The 19,973-nt window shown below is 63.2% G+C and carries 14 protein-coding genes; 13 read left to right on the top strand and 1 reads right to left on the bottom strand.

Features of this window, described 5'->3' with window-relative positions; translation table 11 throughout:
- Positions 1–243 precede the first annotated feature (243 nt).
- From IM737_RS11490 to IM737_RS11430, 13 genes are all read left to right on the top strand, one after another.
- A complete protein-coding gene (locus IM737_RS11490; RefSeq protein ID WP_236894053.1) occupies positions 244–2,784 on the top strand; it encodes a methyl-accepting chemotaxis protein in 2,541 nt (846 codons plus the stop codon).
- A 265-nt stretch (positions 2,785–3,049) separates the two neighbouring features.
- On the top strand, positions 3,050–5,122 hold the full coding sequence (locus tag IM737_RS11485; RefSeq protein WP_236894051.1) for a methyl-accepting chemotaxis protein: 2,073 nt from the start codon (positions 3,050–3,052) through the stop codon (positions 5,120–5,122).
- Positions 5,123–5,337: 215 nt separating this feature from the next.
- On the top strand, positions 5,338–7,422 hold the full coding sequence (locus tag IM737_RS11480; RefSeq protein WP_236894049.1) for a methyl-accepting chemotaxis protein: 2,085 nt from the start codon (positions 5,338–5,340) through the stop codon (positions 7,420–7,422).
- Positions 7,423–7,574: 152 nt separating this feature from the next.
- Positions 7,575–9,989 carry a methyl-accepting chemotaxis protein gene (locus tag IM737_RS11475; protein ID WP_236894048.1) on the top strand — a complete coding sequence of 805 codons (2,415 nt, stop codon included), beginning with the start codon at positions 7,575–7,577 and terminating at the stop codon, positions 9,987–9,989.
- A gap of 126 nt (positions 9,990–10,115) precedes the next feature.
- Positions 10,116–10,265 carry a hypothetical protein gene (locus IM737_RS11470; RefSeq protein WP_236894046.1) on the top strand — a complete coding sequence of 50 codons (150 nt, stop codon included), beginning with the start codon at positions 10,116–10,118 and terminating at the stop codon, positions 10,263–10,265.
- A 96-nt stretch (positions 10,266–10,361) separates the two neighbouring features.
- A complete protein-coding gene (locus IM737_RS11465) occupies positions 10,362–12,080 on the top strand; it encodes a methyl-accepting chemotaxis protein (RefSeq protein WP_236894045.1) in 1,719 nt (572 codons plus the stop codon).
- A gap of 275 nt (positions 12,081–12,355) precedes the next feature.
- On the top strand, positions 12,356–14,605 hold the full coding sequence (locus IM737_RS11460) for a methyl-accepting chemotaxis protein (protein WP_236894042.1): 2,250 nt from the start codon (positions 12,356–12,358) through the stop codon (positions 14,603–14,605).
- A 74-nt stretch (positions 14,606–14,679) separates the two neighbouring features.
- Complete coding sequence (locus tag IM737_RS11455; protein WP_236894040.1) at positions 14,680–15,060, top strand: DUF1801 domain-containing protein; 381 nt, start codon at positions 14,680–14,682, stop codon at positions 15,058–15,060.
- A 24-nt stretch (positions 15,061–15,084) separates the two neighbouring features.
- Positions 15,085–15,459, top strand: coding sequence for a methylglyoxal synthase (locus IM737_RS11450; protein ID WP_442874203.1), 375 nt, complete (start codon positions 15,085–15,087; stop codon positions 15,457–15,459).
- Positions 15,460–15,579: 120 nt separating this feature from the next.
- Positions 15,580–16,350, top strand: coding sequence for an ABC transporter ATP-binding protein (locus IM737_RS11445; RefSeq protein WP_236894038.1), 771 nt, complete (start codon positions 15,580–15,582; stop codon positions 16,348–16,350).
- Entirely contained in the window at positions 16,350–17,054 is a 705-nt protein-coding gene (locus tag IM737_RS11440; RefSeq protein WP_236894037.1) for an ABC transporter ATP-binding protein, read from the top strand. Before IM737_RS11445 ends, IM737_RS11440 begins: the two co-directional genes overlap by 1 nt.
- A 3-nt stretch (positions 17,055–17,057) precedes the next feature.
- Positions 17,058–18,062, top strand: coding sequence for a branched-chain amino acid ABC transporter permease (locus IM737_RS11435; protein WP_236894036.1), 1,005 nt, complete (start codon positions 17,058–17,060; stop codon positions 18,060–18,062).
- A complete protein-coding gene (locus IM737_RS11430) occupies positions 18,059–19,342 on the top strand; it encodes a branched-chain amino acid ABC transporter permease (RefSeq protein ID WP_236894035.1) in 1,284 nt (427 codons plus the stop codon). Before IM737_RS11435 ends, IM737_RS11430 begins: the two co-directional genes overlap by 4 nt.
- A gap of 10 nt (positions 19,343–19,352) precedes the next feature.
- Here the strand turns inward: IM737_RS11430 and IM737_RS11425 are convergent, their stop codons facing one another.
- Positions 19,353–19,946 (bottom strand): class I SAM-dependent methyltransferase, encoded by a 594-nt coding sequence (locus IM737_RS11425; protein ID WP_236894034.1) that lies wholly within the window; start codon positions 19,944–19,946, stop codon positions 19,353–19,355.
- Positions 19,947–19,973: the final 27 nt, after the last annotated feature.

The raw sequence follows: 19,973 nt of genomic DNA, 5'->3' as shown, positions 1-19,973 counted from the left end.
TTGGTGTGAGCAATTGCCTGTACATTGAGCAAATGACGATTTTTTCGGCCCGCCCGCATTTATCCGTGCCCAGCCGCATTTATCCGTAAGGAGTGGTTAATTTGGCATGTGTATCGTTTGCAGCGATCGGTCATTTACCGAGACGTGGGGGACGACTGCCGCTGCGCGTGCCATTGGCCTGCGCAGGCCGTACGCGCGGGAAGAACGCGCGAGCGGGCAGTCCGCGAGGAGCTGGAGTTTTCAATGGGATTTTTGCCGCAGTTCAAGATCGCTCAAAAACTGCCACTGGCGCTGGTCGGTTCGGCCTTGCTGGTCAGCGCCGGCGTGGGCTTTGCGAGCTACGTCATCGGCGCCTCGGCGGTGCAGCAGCTGACGCAGCGCCAGATCGAAACGATCGCGACGCAGACTTCGGGGGAGCTGGGCTCCTATCTCGATGGCATCGCCAAGGATTTGACCATTACCTCGGCCGCAGAATCGACGCAGACCGTGCTGCGCGATCTTAACATCAACTGGGGGCAGTTCCTCACCGGCTCGCTGGCGACGGACCCTATTGTGGCGCTGCAGACGGCCTACATCACCAACAATCCCGATCCGGCCAATCGCGAACTGCTCGACGTGTCGACCGCCGACAAGCGGACGAACTATGACTTCACCCATTCCAAGATTCATCCGGCCTTCCGCCGGCAGTTGCAGGCACGTGGCTACGCCGACCTGATGGTGCTGAGCCCGGCGGGCGATCTCATCTATTCGGTCAAGAAGCGCGACGACTTCGCCACCAACTTCGCCGCCGGCGGTCCCGGTGGCGCGACCGGCCTGGGCCTGGCATTCCAGGCTGCCGCCGCGATGACCGAGGGCGGCCAGGTGTCGTTCCAGGATTTCTCGGCCTATGCCCCAGGCGGGCAGGTCGAAAGCTTCATGGCGACGCCGGTCTTTGACAACCGCGCCAAGCTGGTCGGCGTGTTGGCCGTTGCGGTCTCGACGGCGTCGGTCAATGCGATCATGGCCAAGTCCGAGGGGCTGGGTGAGACCGGCGAAAGCTTCTTTGTCGGCCCTGATTTCCTGATGCGCTCGGATTCGCGCTTTTCGGAGGGTGACGATTCTCTGGTGACGACCTTCCAGAGCCCGGTGGTGGAAGCGGCTCTTGCCGGCACCAGCGCAGTCGGCACATCGACCGACTACCGCAATATGAGCATGATGCTGACGGCCGAGCCGCTGAGCTTTGGTGGCGCCAATTGGGCGGTGGTCACTGCCATCGGCGAGAACGAGGCCTTCGCCCCGATCACCGATATGCGCAACATGATCCTGGCCGTCGGTGGTGGACTGCTGGCGCTTGCCGCGCTGGTTGGCTATTTCTTTGCCCGCTCGGTGAGCCGCCCGATCAGCCGCCTGACCACGACAATGGAACAGCTCGCCGACGGCGACCTCGATGTCGAGGTGCGCGGCGCCGAGCGCCAGGACGAGATCGGCGCCATGGCGCGCGCCGTGGAAATCTTCCGCGAGAACGGCCTCAAGGTGGCGCAGATGACCGAGGCGGAAGCCGCCCAGATCATCCGCAGCCAATCCGAACGTGCCGCCATGATGCAGGACCTGCAGCGGGCCTTTGGCGCCGTGGTGGATGCGGCCATTGCCGGCGACTTCACCAGGCGCGTCGAGGCCGAATTCCCCGACGACGAACTCAATACACTAGCCCGCTCGGTCAATAACCTAGTGGCGACTGTCGATCGTGGCGTCAGTGAAACCGGCGACGTGCTGGCCTCGCTGGCCGATACCGACCTCACCAAGCGGATGGAAGGCAACTATCAGGGCGCCTTCGCCAAGCTCAAGGCCGACACCAATGCGGTGGCCGAAAAGCTCACCGACATTGTCGGCCAGCTCAAGGATACGTCGCGCACCCTCAAGACCGCGACCGGCGAGATCCTCAGTGGTGCCAACGATCTGTCCGAACGCACCACCAAGCAGGCGGCAACGATCGAAGAGACCTCGGCGGCCATGGAGCAGCTGGCGGCGACGGTGTTGCAGAATGCCGAGCGCGCCAATGAGGCCAGCAGTGTCGCCTCGACGGTGACCCGCACCGCCGAAGAGGGCGGCCAGGTGATGCATCAGGCGACCGAAGCCATGGAGCGGATTACCCAGTCGTCGGGCAAGATCTCCAATATTATCGGCCTGATCGACGATATTGCCTTCCAGACCAACCTGCTGGCGCTCAATGCTTCGGTGGAAGCGGCTCGCGCCGGTGATGCCGGCAAGGGTTTTGCCGTGGTGGCCGTGGAAGTCCGCCGCCTGGCGCAATCGGCCGCAAGCGCATCGAGCGACGTCAAGGCGTTGATCGAGCAATCGGCCAATGAGGTCAGGGGCGGCTCCAGGCTCGTCTCCGATGCTGCGGCCAAGCTCGAATCCATGCTGTCGGCCGCCCGTTCTTCGAACGAGTTGATGAACGGCATCGCCAAGGAAAGTCGCGAACAGGCGTCGTCCATCGACGAGGTCAATACGGCTGTGCGCACCATGGACGAGATGACCCAGCATAATGCGGCGCTGGTCGAAGAGATCAATGCCGCCATTGAACAGACCGAGGCTCAGGCCACCGAGCTCGATCGCATCGTCGATATCTTCTCGACCGACGATAGGGCGCCCGCGCAGCGCCGTGCGCCGGAGCCGGCTGCTGCCTCGCCCGTTCGCGCGCTCGCCCAGGGGGCACGTGGCCTGCAGGACAAGCTCAAGACGGTTGCCAAATCCTATCTCAGCCACGGCAATGCCGCAGTCGACAAGGACTGGAACGAGTTCTGAGGGGGTCTTGCAGTACAGGTTTCAAGAGGCGCCAGATGGCGCCTCTTTTCATTTGGGCGACGGCAGGACACTCTCCGCCACGACAATGCGGTGAGAGCGGCGGTGTGAATCCTGCGCGTTGGCGCAATATTTGCGCAGCGGAAACGATACAGGCCCCGCGTGGACAACGATCGATTAACGGCTTTGCCGTAATTTTCCTGAAGCTAAGGTCCGGATGGGATATGCGCCGATAGGGGCGGTCCGGGCGTTTTGGGGGAAAGACGCCATGCGCAAGATCAGCCAGATCTTCGGCAACATCAAAATGACCACCACGATTGCCGTGCTGGTGTTCGTTGCCATTATCGGCTCGATCGCTGCCGTTTCCGGCACGATCTATATGTCGCTGTACAACCAGTCGGTTGCCAACAGCGAGGCGCAGCAGACCAACAATCTGGGTGTGGCCGCGACAATTCTCGAGCGGCGTATTTCGGGCTCGGTACTGAACTGGGCAGAGGACGGAACGATGGCCACGTTCCAGAGCTGGGCCGTGCCCCCGTTCTACGACACTGAAGTCATCGACTCGGTGACGCGCGTCACCAAGCAGGATGCCACGATTTATGTGCTGGACTCGGCCAGCCAGAACCTGATGAGCAAGACCACGAGTCTTGCTGGCGCCGACGGCGCGCGGCTGGTCGACCTGGCCATTGATGCCGCGAACCCGGCCTATGCCACGCTGATGGCCGGCCAGACCTTCGTCGGTGATTTCGACGTGGCGGGCACAAACTACGTGGCGGCCCTGCAGCCCATCACCAAGATGAGCGGCGAAGTCATGGGCGCCATTTTTGTCGGCACCCCAATGGCCAATGTACAAGCGCAGGCGACCAGCGTGCTCAGCCTGATCCTGATGGTGGGCGGCGCGGTGACTGTTGGCCTGGGTCTGATAGGCTTCATTCTTTCGCGCTTGATCACCAAGCCGATCCCCAAGCTCGCCAGCTCGATGGAAGCCATTGCCGAGGGCAATTACGAGAACGACGTGCCCTATACCGAAATGGGCAACGAAGTGGGCGGCATGGCCCGCGCCGTCGAAGTGTTCCGCCAGAACGGGCTGCGCGTCAGCCAGATGACCGAGGCCGAGGCTGCCCGCATCATCGCCGACCAGGAAAACCGGCAGAAGATGATGAGCGAGCTGCAGGGCGCGTTCGGCGTCGTGGTCGATGCGGCCGTGGCCGGCGACTTCAGCAAACAGGTTACCGTCGAATTTCCCGATCCTGAACTCAATGCGCTGGCCGGTGGCGTCAACAACCTGGTGTCGACCTTCAATCGCGGCGTGACCGAGATTGGCCAGGTGCTCGGCGCCATGGCCAATACCGACCTCACCCTGCGGATGGAAGGCGACTATGAAGGTGCGTTCGCCACGCTCAAGGCCGATATCAATGCGGTGGCCGACAAGCTGACCGAAGTGATCGGTCAACTGCGGCACACGTCTGGCTCACTCAAGACGGCCACGGGCGAAATTCTCAGCGGCGCCAACGATCTTTCCGAACGCACGACCAAGCAGGCCGCCACCATCGAGGAAACCTCGGCGGCGATGGAACAGCTGGCTTCGACCGTGCTCAAGAATGCCCAGCGCGCCAAGGATGCCAGCGCGGGTGCTGCGCAGGTGACCCGTACCGCCGAAGAAGGCGGGCTGGTGATGGATGCGGCGACTTCGGCGATGGAACGCATCACGCAGAGCTCGGCCAAGATCTCCAACATTATCGGTATGATCGACGACATCGCCTTCCAGACCAACCTCCTGGCACTCAACGCCTCGGTGGAAGCGGCGCGTGCCGGCGATGCCGGCAAAGGCTTTGCCGTGGTGGCCGTGGAAGTGCGGCGCCTGGCTCAGTCGGCGGCGCAGGCCTCGAGCGAGGTCAAGGTGCTGATCGAGCAGTCGGCCGGCGAGGTCAATTCCGGTTCCAAGCTGGTCGGCGAGGCTGCGGGCAAGCTGCGCGCCATGCTCGATGCTGCACGCGGTAACAATGGACTGCTTGAATCCATCGCCAATGACAGCCGCGAACAGGCTTCGGCCATCGAGGAAGTGACCACGGCGGTTCGCACCATGGACGAAATGACCCAGCACAACGCGGCGCTGGTGGAACAGACCAACGCGGCTATCGAGCAGACCGAGGCGCAGGCCACTGAGCTCGACCGCATCGTGGACGTATTCCAGATCGGCCGGCAGGAAGCGCCAGTGCGCGAACAGCGGGTAGCTCCGGCCGGGGGTGCCCGAGGCCTGCAGCAACGCCTGGCATCGGCATCGGCCAGGCTGGTCACCCACGGCAATGCCGCAGTCGCCACGGACTGGAACGAGTTCTAGGCGCGCCTGACCAAGTGTATCAATCGAACCCCGCGATGCCACCGGCGTCGCGGGGTTTTCGTTTTTTTGGCAACGATTTGAATGCACTACGAGGGAAAAAGCCCTGACACCAGTATGTTAAACACTCGATTAAGCCTCGACTGGTAATTTTCCCTACTAGTTGTGCAGGATTCGGAACTGGCTGAACTTGCGCGCGGGCTCTGGGGCACACTGATATGTTGAAACGCGTCGGCCAATTCTTTGGCAATATCAAGCTGACCACGATGATTGCCGCGCTGGTCATTGCCGCCATCATCGTCTCTGTGGCGGTGGTGACAACGGCCACTTACATCAACCTGAGCACCTCGACGCGCGCAGCGGCCCTCAAGCAGCAAACCACCAATCTGAAGACTGCTGCCACGATCGTCCAGGCCGGCATGTCCGGCGCGACGGTGACGTGGGCGGACACTGGCGGCATCGACAAGATCACCGTCTGGGCCATGCCGCAGCAGTTCCTCAACAACGACCTAGTGGATTCGATCGGCCGGGTGACGGGCGAGGCAGCGACCCTGTTCGTGTGGGACGAGGCCAGCCAGGACTTTGTCCGGATGACGACGACGATTGTCGGCGCCGACGGCGCCCGCATTGTTGGTACCCCGCTGGGCCAGGCCAGCGCGGCCTATGGCCCGGTGATGGAGGGCAAGACCTATTTCGGCGAGGCCAATATCGTCGGCCGTCCCTACTACACCGCCTATCAGCCGATCGTCGACCAGGCCGGCAAGGCCGTCGGCATCCTGTTCGTCGGCATCGACAAGGCCGTGGTCGAGACGGTGGTCTCCGATACGCTCAAGCTGCTGCTCATGGTTGGTCTGGTGACCCTGGCTGTTTTGGGTACCATTGGCTATGTGCTGTCGCGCGTCATGATGGCGCCTATTCCGCGTCTCGCCAAGACCATGAAGCTGGTGGCGGAGGGCGACTATGCCGCCGAGGTCGCCTATACCGGCCGTGGCAACGAAGTGGGCGAGATGGCCCGCGCCGTCGAAGTGTTCCGCGAAAACGGTCTCAAGATGAGCGAGATGACCGAGGAAGAGCGCGCCGCGTCGCTGCGCCGCCGGGTGGAACGCACCGACATGATGGTGGCGCTGCAGGCCGCCTTTGGCGAAGTGGTGGATGCCGCCATCGCCGGCGACTTCTCCAAGCGCGTGCATGCCCAGTTTGCCGATCCGGAACTCAACTCGCTTGCCAGCAGCGTCAACAACCTGGTCGAGACGGTCGATCGCGGCATTGGCGAAACCGGCCTCGTGCTGGCGGCGCTGGCCGATACCGATCTCACCAAGCGCATGCAGGGTGATTATCAGGGCGCCTTCGCGCGGCTCAAGAGCGACACCAACCTGGTCACCGAGAAGCTGACCGAAGTGGTGGGTGGCGCCAAGCAGATTTCGGGCTCGCTCAAGCAGGCGACGGGGGAAATCCTGTCGGGCATGAACGACCTTTCCGAGCGTACCACCAAGCAGGCCGCGACGATCGAGGAAACCTCGGCGGCGATGGAACAGCTGGCGGCCACCGTGGCCGAGAATGCGCGCATGGCCGAGGATGCCAACGGCAAGGCCCAGGCCGTGTCCGGCAGCGCTACGCAGAGCGGCACGACGATGGCCGAAGCCAATGCCGCGATGGAGCGGATCACCTCCAGCTCCGCCAAGATTTCCAATATCATTGGCATGATCGACGACATCGCCTTCCAGACCAACCTGCTGGCGCTGAACGCCTCGGTCGAAGCAGCCCGCGCCGGCGATGCCGGCAAGGGCTTTGCCGTGGTGGCCGTGGAGGTCCGGCGCCTAGCCCAATCGGCAGCCAGTGCTTCGGCGGACGTCAAGACGCTGATCGAGCAGTCGGCCAACGAGGTCAAGGGCGGCAGCAAGCTCGTCTCCAACGCGGCTGACCAGTTGGCCGCGATGCTCAATGCCGTCAACGAGAATGCCAGCCTGATGCAGGCCATTTCCAAGGCGAGCCGCGAGCAGGCGGCGGCAATCGACGAAGTGTCGGTGGCGGTGCGGACGCTCGACGAGATGACCCAGCACAATGCCGCGCTGGTGGAGCAGACCAATGCGGCCATCGAGCAGACAGAGGCTCAGGCCAGCGAACTGGACCGGGTGGTGGATGTCTTCACCATCGAGGCCAAGGGGGCGCCCGCGCCAGCGCGAGCAGCGCCCCGTCCGCAGGCGGCTCCGCCGCGGGGAAGCGCCGACAAGCTCAAGTCGGCCGCCCGGGCATATCTGAGCGACGGCAATGCGGCGATCTCGAAGGACTGGTCGGAGTTTTGATCAAACCGGGGCGACACGCTGTCGCCCCAGTCCCTGCCGGAAGTGCTTCCTTAACCATTGTATTCATAGAATTTTTTATCATGGTCGCGGAAGGGGAGCTGCGGACGTGCCCCTGAATGGCGGCAGTTCTGCCCAACTCCGGATGCCCGACGATGTCCCAGCTCAAACTCGCCTTCAAGCTACCGGCAATGGTGGTTGCCATTGCGCTCGCGACCGGCGCGAGCCTGGGTCTGGCCGCCTATCTCGTCAGCAACGCGACCGTGACCGCGCAAGCCGAGCATCGGCTGACCGCGGCAGCGAGTAATGCCAAGTCGTCGCTCGAGGCCTATCTCAACGAGGTCGCCGAAGACCTGACGCTGTTTGCCGGACGCGCCGAAATCGGCGGGGCGATCGATGCGTTTTCCGGCGCCATGCGGTCGCTCAAGGGGCAGGGCGATCCGACGGCCTTGCTGCAGGATGCCTATATCACGCAGAACCCCAATCCGGCCGGGGAGAAGCTGCTGCTCGATACGTCCGACAAGCTGCCGGTCTACGACCTGACGCATCGGGCCCAGCATGCCGATTTCCGCGACCTGCTGCTCAAGCGCGGCTATTACGACATCTTCCTGTTCGATACCGATTTCAACAACGTCTATACGGTGTTCAAGGAAGCCGATTTCGCAACCAACTTCGCAGAGGGCGGTGGGCCCTGGGCCGATACCGACCTGGGCAAGGTGGTCAGAGCGGCGATGGCCGGCGAAGAGGGGCAGGTTTTCCTCTCCGATTTCGCGCCCTATGGCCCCAGTGCTGGCGCGCCGGCCAGTTTCATCGCCTCGCCCGTCTATGATCAGGGCTTCCTGATCGGGGTCATTGCCTTCCAGATGCCGACCGCGCTGATCGGCGAGGTGCTTGGCCGTACCCAGGGGTTGAGCAGCGGTGGCGAGGTGTTCCTCGTCGGGCAGGACGACCTCGTTCGAAACGATACGCCGGTGACGGCAGACAATGACGTGCTGATGCTGGCCCTGCACGGCGATCCGATCGCCGCAGGTCTGGCTGGTAATCCGGCATTGGGTGAGATCACGCATCACGATGGCGCGCCCTATGTGGCGGCGAGCCAGCCCCTGAGTTTTGGTGGGTCCAATTGGGCTGTGGTGGCACTCGAAAGCCAGGCTGATATCCAGGCGCCCTCGACGGGCCTGCGCAACACCATGCTGGTTATCGGCGGCATCATGCTGGTGCTGGCCGCCATGGCCAGCCTGATCTTTGCCCGCACCATCACAAGGCCGGTGTCGCGTCTCACTGATGCGATGGCCGAGATCGCCGCCGACCGGCTTGATATTGCCGTACCCGGCCTCGAGCGTGCCGACGAGCTGGGCTATATGGCTGAGGCCGTGGAAGTGTTCCGCGGCAATGGCATCAAGATGCGCGACCTTCGCGCCGCCGAACTCGACATGAGCGAGGAGCGCGCGTCCCAGGTCGGCGTGATCCAGGCGTTGCAGGCCGATATTGGCGCCGTGGTGGGTGCGGCGATCGAGGGCGATTTCTCGCAGCGTGTCCCGGCGAACCAGCCAGACCCGGAACTGCGCGGGCTGGCCGAGAACGTCAACCTGCTGGTTTCAAGCGTCGATCGCGGGTTGGTGGAGACGGGTGCTGTGCTGTCTGCCCTGGCCCGCGCCGATCTCAGCGTGCGGATGACTGGCGACTACAAGGGCGCCTTCGGGCAGCTCAAGGGCGATACCAATGCCGTCGCCGAGCAGCTCAGCCAGATCGTGACGCAGTTGCGCGGCACGTCCGGGGCGCTCAAGACGGCGACCGGCGAAATCCTGTCGGGTGCCAACGATCTCAGCGAGCGGACGACGCGCCAGGCGGCGACCATCGAAGAAACGTCGGCTGCCATCGAGCAGGTGAGCCGTACGGTCGTCGACAATGCGGATCGGGCCGAAAGCGCCAGTCACAAGGCCCATTCGGTCTCGGCCGAAGCGCAGGCGAGTGGCGCCGTCATGGGTGAGGCGACGGCGGCGATGGATCGCATCACCCAGTCGTCCGACAAGATTTCCAACATCATCGGCCTGATCGACGACATCGCCTTCCAGACCAATCTCCTGGCTTTGAACGCCTCGGTGGAGGCCGCCCGTGCCGGCGATGCCGGCAAGGGCTTTGCCGTGGTAGCGGTGGAAGTGCGGCGGCTAGCGCAGTCGGCGGCAAAGGCGTCGTCTGACGTCAAGGTGCTGATCGAACAGAGTGCTGGCGAGGTCAGGGGCGGCACGCGCCTGGTCACGGATGCCGCGGGGCGGCTGGTGGCGGTGCAAGCGGCCATCGAGGCTAACGCTGTCCTGCTCGAAGGCATTGCCAGGGCCAGCCGCGAGCAGGCGGCATCGATCGACGAAGTCAACGTCGCGGTGCGTCAGCTCGACGAAATGACCCAGCACAATGCGGCCCTGGTGGAAGAAACCAATGCCGCTATCGAACAGACTGAAGCCCAAGCCAATGAACTGGACCGGGTGATCGGGGTGTTCACGCTGGGCGGGCAGGCGGTTCAGGGCGGGGGTGTGGCAAGACCGAGGGCCGTCGCCGGCGGTCGTCTCTGACCGCGTGATCCCCGTAACGAGGATGGATATCAAGGGCGCCCACGAGGCGCCCTTCTTGTTCCGCCATGGATTGTTCTTCACGCCCATTTAACCATGCGGGCGTAGCCTCATCCATGGACGCAGATCATGTATATTCGCGGTGGTGGGGATCGCCGTGGAACGCAGACGATCATCCATGCCCGGTCAATACTCATCGCGACGATTACCGACGGCCAGCATTTTGAGCCGACTGGTGATCGCATGGCCATCGTCATCGACACGGCAGCTACGCAGTAGTCGTAATGCGCGCCACAGGCCCCTCTTAGCCAATGTTTTTTACGATAGCTGCGCGTCCAGGACGGGCGAGGGCAGGGGCTGGAGGGCCTTTTTTCGATGACCGGATTTTTCGGCAGCAATAGCAGGAATGACGACCGCGCCAAGGTCGATGCGATTATGCGCAGCCAGGCGGTCATCGAGTTCAAGCTCGATGGCACCATCATCACCGCCAACGAAAACTTCCTCGCGGCGCTGGGCTATACGCTTGGTGAGATTGCCGGCCAGCATCACCGCATGTTCGTCGATCCTGATGATGCCGTCTCGCCCGAATACAAGCAGTTCTGGGCCGATCTTGCCGCCGGCAAATTCCAGGCTGCTGCCTATCGGCGCATCGCCAAGGGCGGCCGCGAGATCTGGATACAGGCGAGCTATAACCCTGTCTTGGACAAGGCGGGCAAGCCGGTCAAGGTAATCAAGTTCGCCACCGATATCACTGAGCAGAAGAACAAATCCGCCGACCACGAAGCCCAGATCGCCGCCATCGGCCGCGTACAGGCGGTGATCGAGTTCAATCTCGACGGAACGCTCCGGCAGGCCAACGAGAATTTTCTTGGCACGGTCGGCTATCGGGCTGACGAGATCGTGGGCAAGCATCACCGCATGTTCTGTGATCCGGTCTATGCCGGTAGCGCCGAGTATGCGCAGTTCTGGGAGCGGCTGCGCAGCGGGGAATATGTCGCCGCCGAGTTCCAGCGCTTCGGCAAGGGCGGCAAGGAGGTCTGGATCCAGGCCTCCTACAACCCGATTCTGGATGCGCTGGGCCGACCGATCAAGGTGGTCAAGTTCGCCACCGACATCACCGAGCGCAAGCGGGCCGAAGGCATCATCGCCGACCTGACATCCAGTCTCGCCAAGATGGCCGAGGGCGATCTGACCGGGCGGATCGATACCCGGTTCACCGGGCAGTACGAACAGTTGCGGCTGGCCTTCAACCAGTCGCTGGCACGACTGCTCGATATTGTCACCAGCCTGCAGAGCACGTCGCGCTCGCTCCGGACCGCAACGGGCGAAATCCTGGCTGGCGCCAATGATCTCAGCGAGCGCACCACCAAGCAGGCGGCAACCATCGAGGAGACGTCGGCCTCGATCGAGCAGCTGTCCAGCGCGGTGGAAGAGAACGCCAAGCGCGCAGCCACCGCCAGCCAGAAGGCGCGCGACGTGTCGGCCAGCGCCGGCGAGGGCGGCACGGTGATGACCAATGCCAATGCGGCAATGGCTGCGATCGAAACCAGCTCGGGCAAGATTTCCAACATCATCGGGCTGATCGACGATATTGCCTTCCAGACCAATCTTTTGGCGCTCAATGCCTCGGTGGAAGCCGCCCGTGCGGGTGATGCCGGCAAGGGATTTGCGGTGGTCGCCGTAGAAGTGCGGCGGCTGGCGCAATCGGCAGCGCAGGCATCGAGTGAGATCAAGGTGCTGATCGAGGCCAGCGCCGGCGAGGTCAAAAACGGGTCGCGCCTTGTCGGGCAGGCGGCCGAGAAGCTGCTCGCTATCCTGACTGGGGCGCAGGAGAGTTCATCGCTGATCGACTCGATCGCCCAAGCCAATCGCGAACAGTCCTCTGCGCTGGAAGAGATCACCGTTGCGGTCCGCGCCATGGACGAGATGACCCAGCACAATGCGGCTTTGGTGGAAGAGACGAATGCCGCCATCGAGCAGACCGAAGCGCAGGCAGCCGAGGTGGATGGGATCGTCGATGCCTTCCGGATCGGGGCCACCGACCGGCTCGGGCGGCGAGCCGACCCAGAGCCCCTTCGCAAATTGCGGGCATAGTTTGCGTCAAGCGTCCGACGGATCGGTTTCGTAAACGATTTCAGTGAATTTTAACCAAGCGTGCGTCACAAGTTCGGGACTCGAACTAAATCGAATCCAACAGGCTTTTGGGGGCCATTGTGCGACATCTTCTTGGTAGTGTGCGGGGCAGATTGCTAGCACTAGCGTCAATTCTGTGCCTGGCGGTGATGATCTTTGCAGGCGGCGGTGCTCTCAAGAGTTGGGGAGACGCTGTGATAGCCGACAGCATCGGTCGAAGTGGGGAAGTTTCCGATATGCTGCTGACCAGCGCCGGAAACTGGGCCGTGGAGCGTGGCACGACCAATTCGGCGCTGGCGCAGCCAGACCCGGCCAATGCCGAAACGCTGGCGGTGATCGCGGCCCGGCGCCTGGCGGCGGATGAAGCGTTTTCGGCGGCCTTGATCGACCTCGCCGACGGACCCGCCTTCAAGGATCGCGACAGCCTGATCGAGGGGGCCAAGTCCCGCTTCCAGGCCATCGTGGCCCTGCGGGCCGAGGCCGACGCCGCCCTGGCACTGCCGGCTGCCGGCCGTCCGGCCGAGCTGGCCTCGCGCTGGGTGCCGACTTTGACCGATTTGATCATGCATTCACAGCGGTTGCGGCTGGCAGCGCGCTACCTGCCCGAAAGCATGGAAATACAGGTGCTGCTGCTCGAAGACGTCAAGAACTCTGTCTGGGTGATGAGCGAGTTCGCCGGGCGCGAACGGGCTTTGATCGGGGCGGCCATAGCCGCAGCGGCGCCGCTGGATCCCGCCAAGTTGCAGACGCTGGCGACCTATCGGGGCCGGGTGGAACAGGCCTGGATGGGCGTCGAGGCCTATCTCGAAACCGAAGTGGCGGACCCAGGCGTGGCGCAGGCCGCAGCGGCGGTGCAGAGCGGATTTTTTGAGACGTTCGAAGCGACACGGCAGGCGGTCTATGCGCAGGGTGCGGCGGGCGCGGGCTATCAACTCGATAGCGACGCATGGATTGCCCAGGCCACCGAGGCCATCGATACGCTGCTGGCCATGGCGACGCAGACGACCCGCTCCGCCTCCAGTGTGGCCGCCGCCGAGGCGAGCCAGGCACATGTGATGGTGGCGATCCAGGGGCTGGTGCTGCTTGCCAGCATCGGATTGGCCGTGCTGACCTTCTGGGTCGTCATCGCCCAGGTGGCACGGCCGATCGGTCAGATCACGGGGGCAATGAAGCGGCTTGCCGATGGCGATCTGGCCGCCGAAGTGCCCTATGCCGACCGCCGCGACGAAATCGGCGAGATGGCGGCGGCAGTAGAAGTGTTCAAGCAGAATGGCATCAGGGTTGCCGACTTCACCGCCGAGGAACAGCGGGCCAATGTGCGGCGCCTGCAAAGGGCCAAGACGATGGAGAGCTTCCAGTCCGCATTTGAGACCGTGGTGGTGGCGACGCTCGAGGGTGACTTCTCCAAGCGCATCGAGCATCAGTTCCAGGATGCCGATATCGAACGGATTGCGGCGAACTTTAACCGCATGGTCGAAACGGTGGCGGGCGGCCTGGGCGAGGCCGGACATGTTCTGGACGCGTTGGCACGGACCGACCTGACGCAGCGCATGTCCGGCAGCTACCGGGGAGCGTTCGCGCAATTGCAGGGCGACATCAACTCCGTCAGCGACCGGCTGAGCGAAATCGTCGGCCAGTTGCAGCAGACCTCGCGTTCGCTCAAGACGGCGACGGGTGAAATCCTGTCGGGCGCCAATGATCTGGCCGATCGGACGACGCGGCAGGCTGCCAATATTGAGGAGACAACGGCAGCCATCGAACAGTTGTCGGTGGCGGTGCAGGACAATGCCAGGCGCGCTGGCACGGCCAGCCAAAAGGCACAGACCGTATCGGCCAAGGCGACCGAGAGTGGCTCGGTGATGACGGAGGCAACGGCGGCCATGGAGCGTATCAGCGCGTCCTCGGCCAAGATCTCCAACATCATCGGCCTGATCGACGATGTGGCGTTCCAGACCAATCTGCTGGCCCTGAACGCCTCGGTCGAGGCCGCAAGGGCAGGGGATGCCGGCAAGGGCTTTGCGGTGGTGGCGGTCGAAGTGCGGCGGCTGGCCCAATCGGCCGCCAGTGCCTCGGCCGAGGTCAAGCAATTGATCGAAGCCAGCGCCGACGAGGTGCGCAACGGCTCGCAACTGGTCGGCCAGGCAGCCGATAAACTGCTCGACATCCTGGGGGGTGCACAGGAAAGCTCGACCCTGATCAATTCGATCGCCCAGGCCAATGCCGAACAGTCCTCGGCACTCGAAGAGATCACTGTCGCCGTACGCCAGATGGACGAGATGACCCAGCACAACGCCGCGTTGGTGGAAGAGACTAACGCGGCGATCGAACAGACTGAGGTTCAGGCCGGGGAACTGGACGGTATCGTTGAAGTGTTCAAGCTCGCTACGGCAGTTGCATTGGCACCTCCAATCCAAGTTCGAAGGGCCGCCCCGGTGCTCCGCACTGTGGGTAATGTGGCGATTGCGCCGGATTGGGACGAGTTCTAGCAACAGTGCCTCCTGACTCCTCCTGTCAGCAGGCCATGCGACAAAGCCCCGGCGTCAAACCCGGGGCTTTTGCCATGCTGACCTCCGTTGTCGATCCGGTCTATTCCCATGCATTTGCCGACCTGATCGCGCCGTTGCCGGAACCGGTCCAGGCGCTGACGGCGCGGCTGGTGGCGTTGGTCGCCGCCCATCCCGGTCTCACCGGCAAGGTGATGGCCGGGTGGAAATCGATCAATTTCCGCCATGCCGCCGCCGGTCATGTGTGTTCGGTATTTCCGCAGGTCGACCGGGTGACGCTCTATTTCGAGCATGGACGACTGCTCAGCCAGGGCGATGGCCTGCTCATCGGCGACGGGCTCAAGAAGGGCCGTTACCTGCGGTTGGTGCCCGGCGACGACATTCCTGTCGATCCGATCGGCATCCTGCTCGGCGAGGCCATTGCCCTGTTTGCCTGAAGCATGCTTGTAAGTTGCCTCTACCTGGAGGGCAGCATGGCGCGGATTGGCCTGGTGGCGCATGACGACAAGAAGGACGAGATGTGCGCCTGGGCGGTGCATCACAAGCATAAGCTCAGCGAGCATGAGCTATGGGGCACCGGCACGACCGGCGGAAGGGTGATGTCGGAGACCGGTTTGCCGGTGACGTTGCTCAAAAGCGGTCCGCTGGGTGGTGACCAGCAGCTCGGCGCCATGATCGCCGAGGGCAAGCTCGATGTGTTGATCTTCTTCATCGACCCGCTCTCGGCGCAGCCGCATGATGTCGATGTGAAAGCGCTGACGCGGCTGGCCACGCTCTATGACGTGCCCTGCGCCAACAACAAATCCACAGCCGACGCGGTGCTCGCCTATCTTTGACTGGCCAGTCAACTCCCGGTTGACCCTAGGGTCACCTTATGAACAGATGCCCCAAAATAGCCCGGATTGAACCGGGTTCGGTGGCATTGGGAAAACGGGACGGGTTTGGTGTCCTCTGACTTGGTTATTGACGTTCGCAACGTCAGCAAACGCTTTGGCGGTCTTCGGGCCGTCAACAACTGCTCGCTGTCGGTTCGCCGCGGCTCGGTGACGGGCCTGATCGGTCCGAACGGGGCTGGCAAGTCGACGCTGTTCAACATCGTGGCCGGCAATATCGTGCCCGATGAAGGCGCGGTTATCTTTGACGGCACCGACGTCACCGGCTTCAAGCCGCATCAGCTGTTCCGCACTGGCATGCTGCGCACCTTCCAGATCGCGCATGAATTCTCCAACATGACGGCGGTCGAGAACCTGATGATGGTGCCAGGCGACCAGCCGGGTGAATATCTCGGCAATGCCTGGTTCCGGCCCGGCCTCAGCAAGTCGCGCGAGACCGAGGTGCGCAAGAAGGCGCTCGACGTCATCGACTTCCTCAAGCTCGGCCATGTGCGCAACGAGTTGGCGGGCAATCTCAGCGGCGGCCAGAAGAAGCTGCTCGAGCTGGGCCGCACCATGATGGTCGATGCCAAGGTGGTGCTGCTCGACGAAGTGGCGGCCGGCGTCAACCGCACGCTGCTCAATGATCTGGCCAGCAATATCGAGCGGATGAACAAGGAGCTGGGCTACACCTTCTTTGTCATCGAGCACGACATGGACCTGATCGGGCGCCTGTGCGATCCGGTCATCGTCATGGCGCAGGGCGAGAAGATCGCCGAAGGCCCGATGGCCGAAATCCGCGCCAATCCTGCAATCGTCGAAGCGTATTTCGGCACGCCCGTCGAGGTTGCGTAATGCCCCTGATCGAACTCAAACACGTCGTGGGCGGCTATGGCGGCGCGCCGATCCTCAATGGCGTCAACATGGCCATCGAGCAATCCGATATCGGCGTGATCGTCGGCCCCAATGGCGCCGGCAAGTCGACGACGCTCAAGGCGATTTTCGGCCTGCTCAAGGTCACCGGCGGCACGATCGAGTTCGGCGGCGAGAACGTCGCCAATTCGCTGCCCGACAAGCTGGTGCCCAAGGGCCTGAGCTTCGTGCCGCAGGAAAAGAACGTCTTCACCTCGATGAGCGTCGAGGAGAACCTCGAAATGGGCGCCTTTACGCGGCGCGACGATTTCAAGGGCACGATGGACTGGGTCTACCAGATGTTCCCGGTGCTGGCCGAAAAGCGCCGCCAGCCGGCGGGCGAACTCTCCGGCGGCCAGCGGCAGATGGTGGCCATGGGCCGGGCGCTGATGAGCAAGCCCAAGCTGCTGATGCTCGACGAACCCTCGGCTGGCCTGTCGCCGCGCTATGTGATCGAGATTTTCGAGACCATCGTGCGCGTCAACAAAGAGGGCGTGGGCATCCTGATGGTCGAGCAGAACGCCCGGCAGGCGCTGGCCTTTGCCTCCAAGGGCTTTGTGCTGGCCCAGGGCCAGAACCGCTTCACCGGCACGGGCCCAGAGCTTATCGCCGACCCTGAAGTCGCCAAAAGTTTCCTCGGGGGCTGAGCCGTGACCGAACTCGTTTTCTTCATCAACCAGGTCGTCATCTCGGGCGCGGTCCTCGGCTGCATCTACGCGCTGGGCGCGGTCGGCATCACGCTGATCTTCGGCATCCTGCGCTTTGCCCATTTCGCCCATTCCGAGCTGATGACGTCGGGCGCCTTCTTTGCCTTCCTGCTGGCGGCGATGTTTGCCAGCTGGGGTGTCGTGACGCCCATTCCGACGGGCTTTGTCGTGCTGCCCATCGCCATGGTCATGTCTGCCATCTTCGCGCTGGGCATCGACAAGGGCTTCTACGCCCCCTTGCGCAAGCGCGGCGCCAAGCCGGTCATCCTGCTGATCGCCTCGATCGGCGTGACGCTGATGGTGCAGGGTCTGATCCGCCTGTTTTTCGGCGCCGGCTCCTACTCGTTCTTCGAGACCGAGACCAAGGAAGTGTTCCGCATCGACACCTCGTTCCTCGGTTCCACCCGTCCGCTTGTCATCACCGAGCCGCAGCTGTTGATGATCATCGTCACCGTCGTTTCGGTGCTGGCGCTGCACTTCTTCCTCACGCGCTCGCGGCTAGGCAAGGCGATGCGCGCCATGGCTGATAATGCCGATCTGGCGCAGGTGTCGGGTATCAACACAGCGCTGGTGGTGCGGGTGACCTGGATCGTCGCCGGGGCCTTGGCCTGCATGGCCGGTACCATGCTGGCGCTCGACGTGACGCTGAAGCCGGACCTGGCGTTCAACATCATCATCCCGATTTTTGCCGCCGCCATCGTCGGCGGTCTAGGCCAGGCCTATGGCGCCATTGCCGGGGGCCTGCTGATCGGGTTTGCCGAGTCGCTGGCCGTGTTCAACTGGACCATGGTGTTGCGGCCGCTCAATGCCGTGCTGCCGGAATGGCTGCAATTGCCCGCGACGCTGGCGCTGGTGCCGACCGAATACAAGCTCACCGTGGCCTTCGTGATCCTGGTGGTGGTGCTGCTGGTCCGACCCACCGGAATCTTCAAGGGAGCCTCGTCATGATCCGGCGTTCGCTGACCCTGTTTGCCGGCCTGTTCGTGCTGATCCTGGTGATCGGCTGGGCCATGGGCCTGCCTTTCACCTCGTCGCGCCTCGTCGAAGCCACCGCCTATTCGCTGATCGCGCTGGGGCTCAATATCCAGTGGGGCTATGGCGGGCTGTTCAACTTCGGCATCATGGGCTTTCTGATGCTGGGCGGCTTTGCCGTCACCTTCATCTCCTACCCGATCAATCCGCAATTCTGGGGCTCTGATGGCCCGTGGATGCTGGGGCGGGCGCTCATTGCCTTCGCTGCCGGCGCGTTGCTCGTCTATGGAGCGCGCAAAAGCGATCGACTGGGCATTCGTGGGGGTTGGAAGACCTTCCTCACCGTGCTCGCCTGGTTCGCCGCCTACTGCATCTATCGCAGCCAGATTGATCCCGCGGCCGCCTATATCGAGGCCAATGCCGGCTTTGTCGGTGGCCTGGGCGCGCATCCGATTTTCGGCTGGCTGTTCGGCGGCGTGCTGGCCGCTGTGATCGCCTATATCGTGGGCAAGATCGCGCTGGGTCTGCGCACCGATTACCTGGCCATCGCCACCATCGGTATCTCCGAGATTATCCGCGCGCTGATCAAGAACATGGATTGGCTGACGCGCGGCACGCTGACCGTTTCGCCGATCCCATGGCCGACGCCGCTGCCGCAGGATTATCAAGCGACCGGTTCAGATCAGTTCAGCTCGCTGCTGCTGGCGCGCGGCGGCTTCCTGCTGCTGGCGCTGCTGGTGCTGGCGATCTCCATCTGGCTGATTTCGCGCGCCTATGCTGGCCCCTGGGGCCGTATGATGCGGGCGATCCGCGACAATCACATCGCCTCGGCCTCGATGGGCAAGAATGTCACGGCCCGACAGCTCGAGATCTTCGTTTTCGGCTCCGTGCTGATGGGCATTGGCGGCGCCATGCTGGTTAGCTTCACGCAGATCTTCGATCCCTCCAGCTACCAGCCGATCAACCACACCTTCCTGATCTGGGTGATGATCATTGTGGGTGGCGCCGGCAACAATTGGGGCGCGGTGTTTGGCGCGGTGCTGATCTGGCTGGTCTGGGTAGTTTCCGAGCCGCTGGCCAAGGTGACCTTTGAGAATGTCAGCTATTGGTCGACCAATTTCGGCTGGGGTGCCATTCCGGAAATCGAGTCGCGCTCGGCGCAGATGCGCGTCTTCGTGCTGGGTCTGGTGATCACCATCGCGCTCAGATTCGCGCCCAAGGGCCTGATCCCCGAAGTGGTGCGGCGAGACGCTTAAGTCAGAGACTTCAGGCCGTCTTTCCGGCATGAACCCATAGCCAGCGCGTTGGTTTGCCGTCGTAGCCTGAACCATCGTTCTCGCTGATGTCGATGCTGGCCCAAGTGGCAGCCTGGGTCAGGTGGCCGCGGAGTTCAGCGGCATCCGGATAATTGTAGTAGCGACCAAGCTGGTCGCGCCCCTCGCCGCCACCGGCTTTGAAACTGGCCACCAGGTGGCCACCGGGGCGCAGGGCACGAAAGATGCGCGCGAGGTCGTCAGTCAACTCGTCGCGCGGAGCGTGCAACAGACAGGCGCAGGCCCAGACGCCGTCATAGGCGGCGATGTCTGACAGTTCGTGAAACGCCATGATCCGCACGGGCACGCCGATCCGGCGTTCTGCCTCGGCGGCGAGTTCCGGCGATGCATCCGACGGTGTGACGGCGAAGCCCGCGGCCAGCATGGCGGCGGCGTCACGCCCATTGCCGGTTCCCAATTCGAGCACGGTGGCGCCCGGCGCCAACAGCTTCAGAAAGCCCGCAAGTTGCGGCGTCGGGCGATCAGCATGCTGCACATAGGTCGCGGCATTGTCGGCGTAGAATTTCAGGGTATCCCGATCAGGCATCGACATCTCCAAACAAAAAGGCCCGGG

Source organism: Devosia sp. SL43 (assembly GCF_021729885.1).
Lineage (GTDB): Bacteria > Pseudomonadota > Alphaproteobacteria > Rhizobiales > Devosiaceae > Devosia.
Note: the sequence above shows the minus strand (reverse complement) of the source record. Positions and strands in the feature narration are given on the sequence as shown.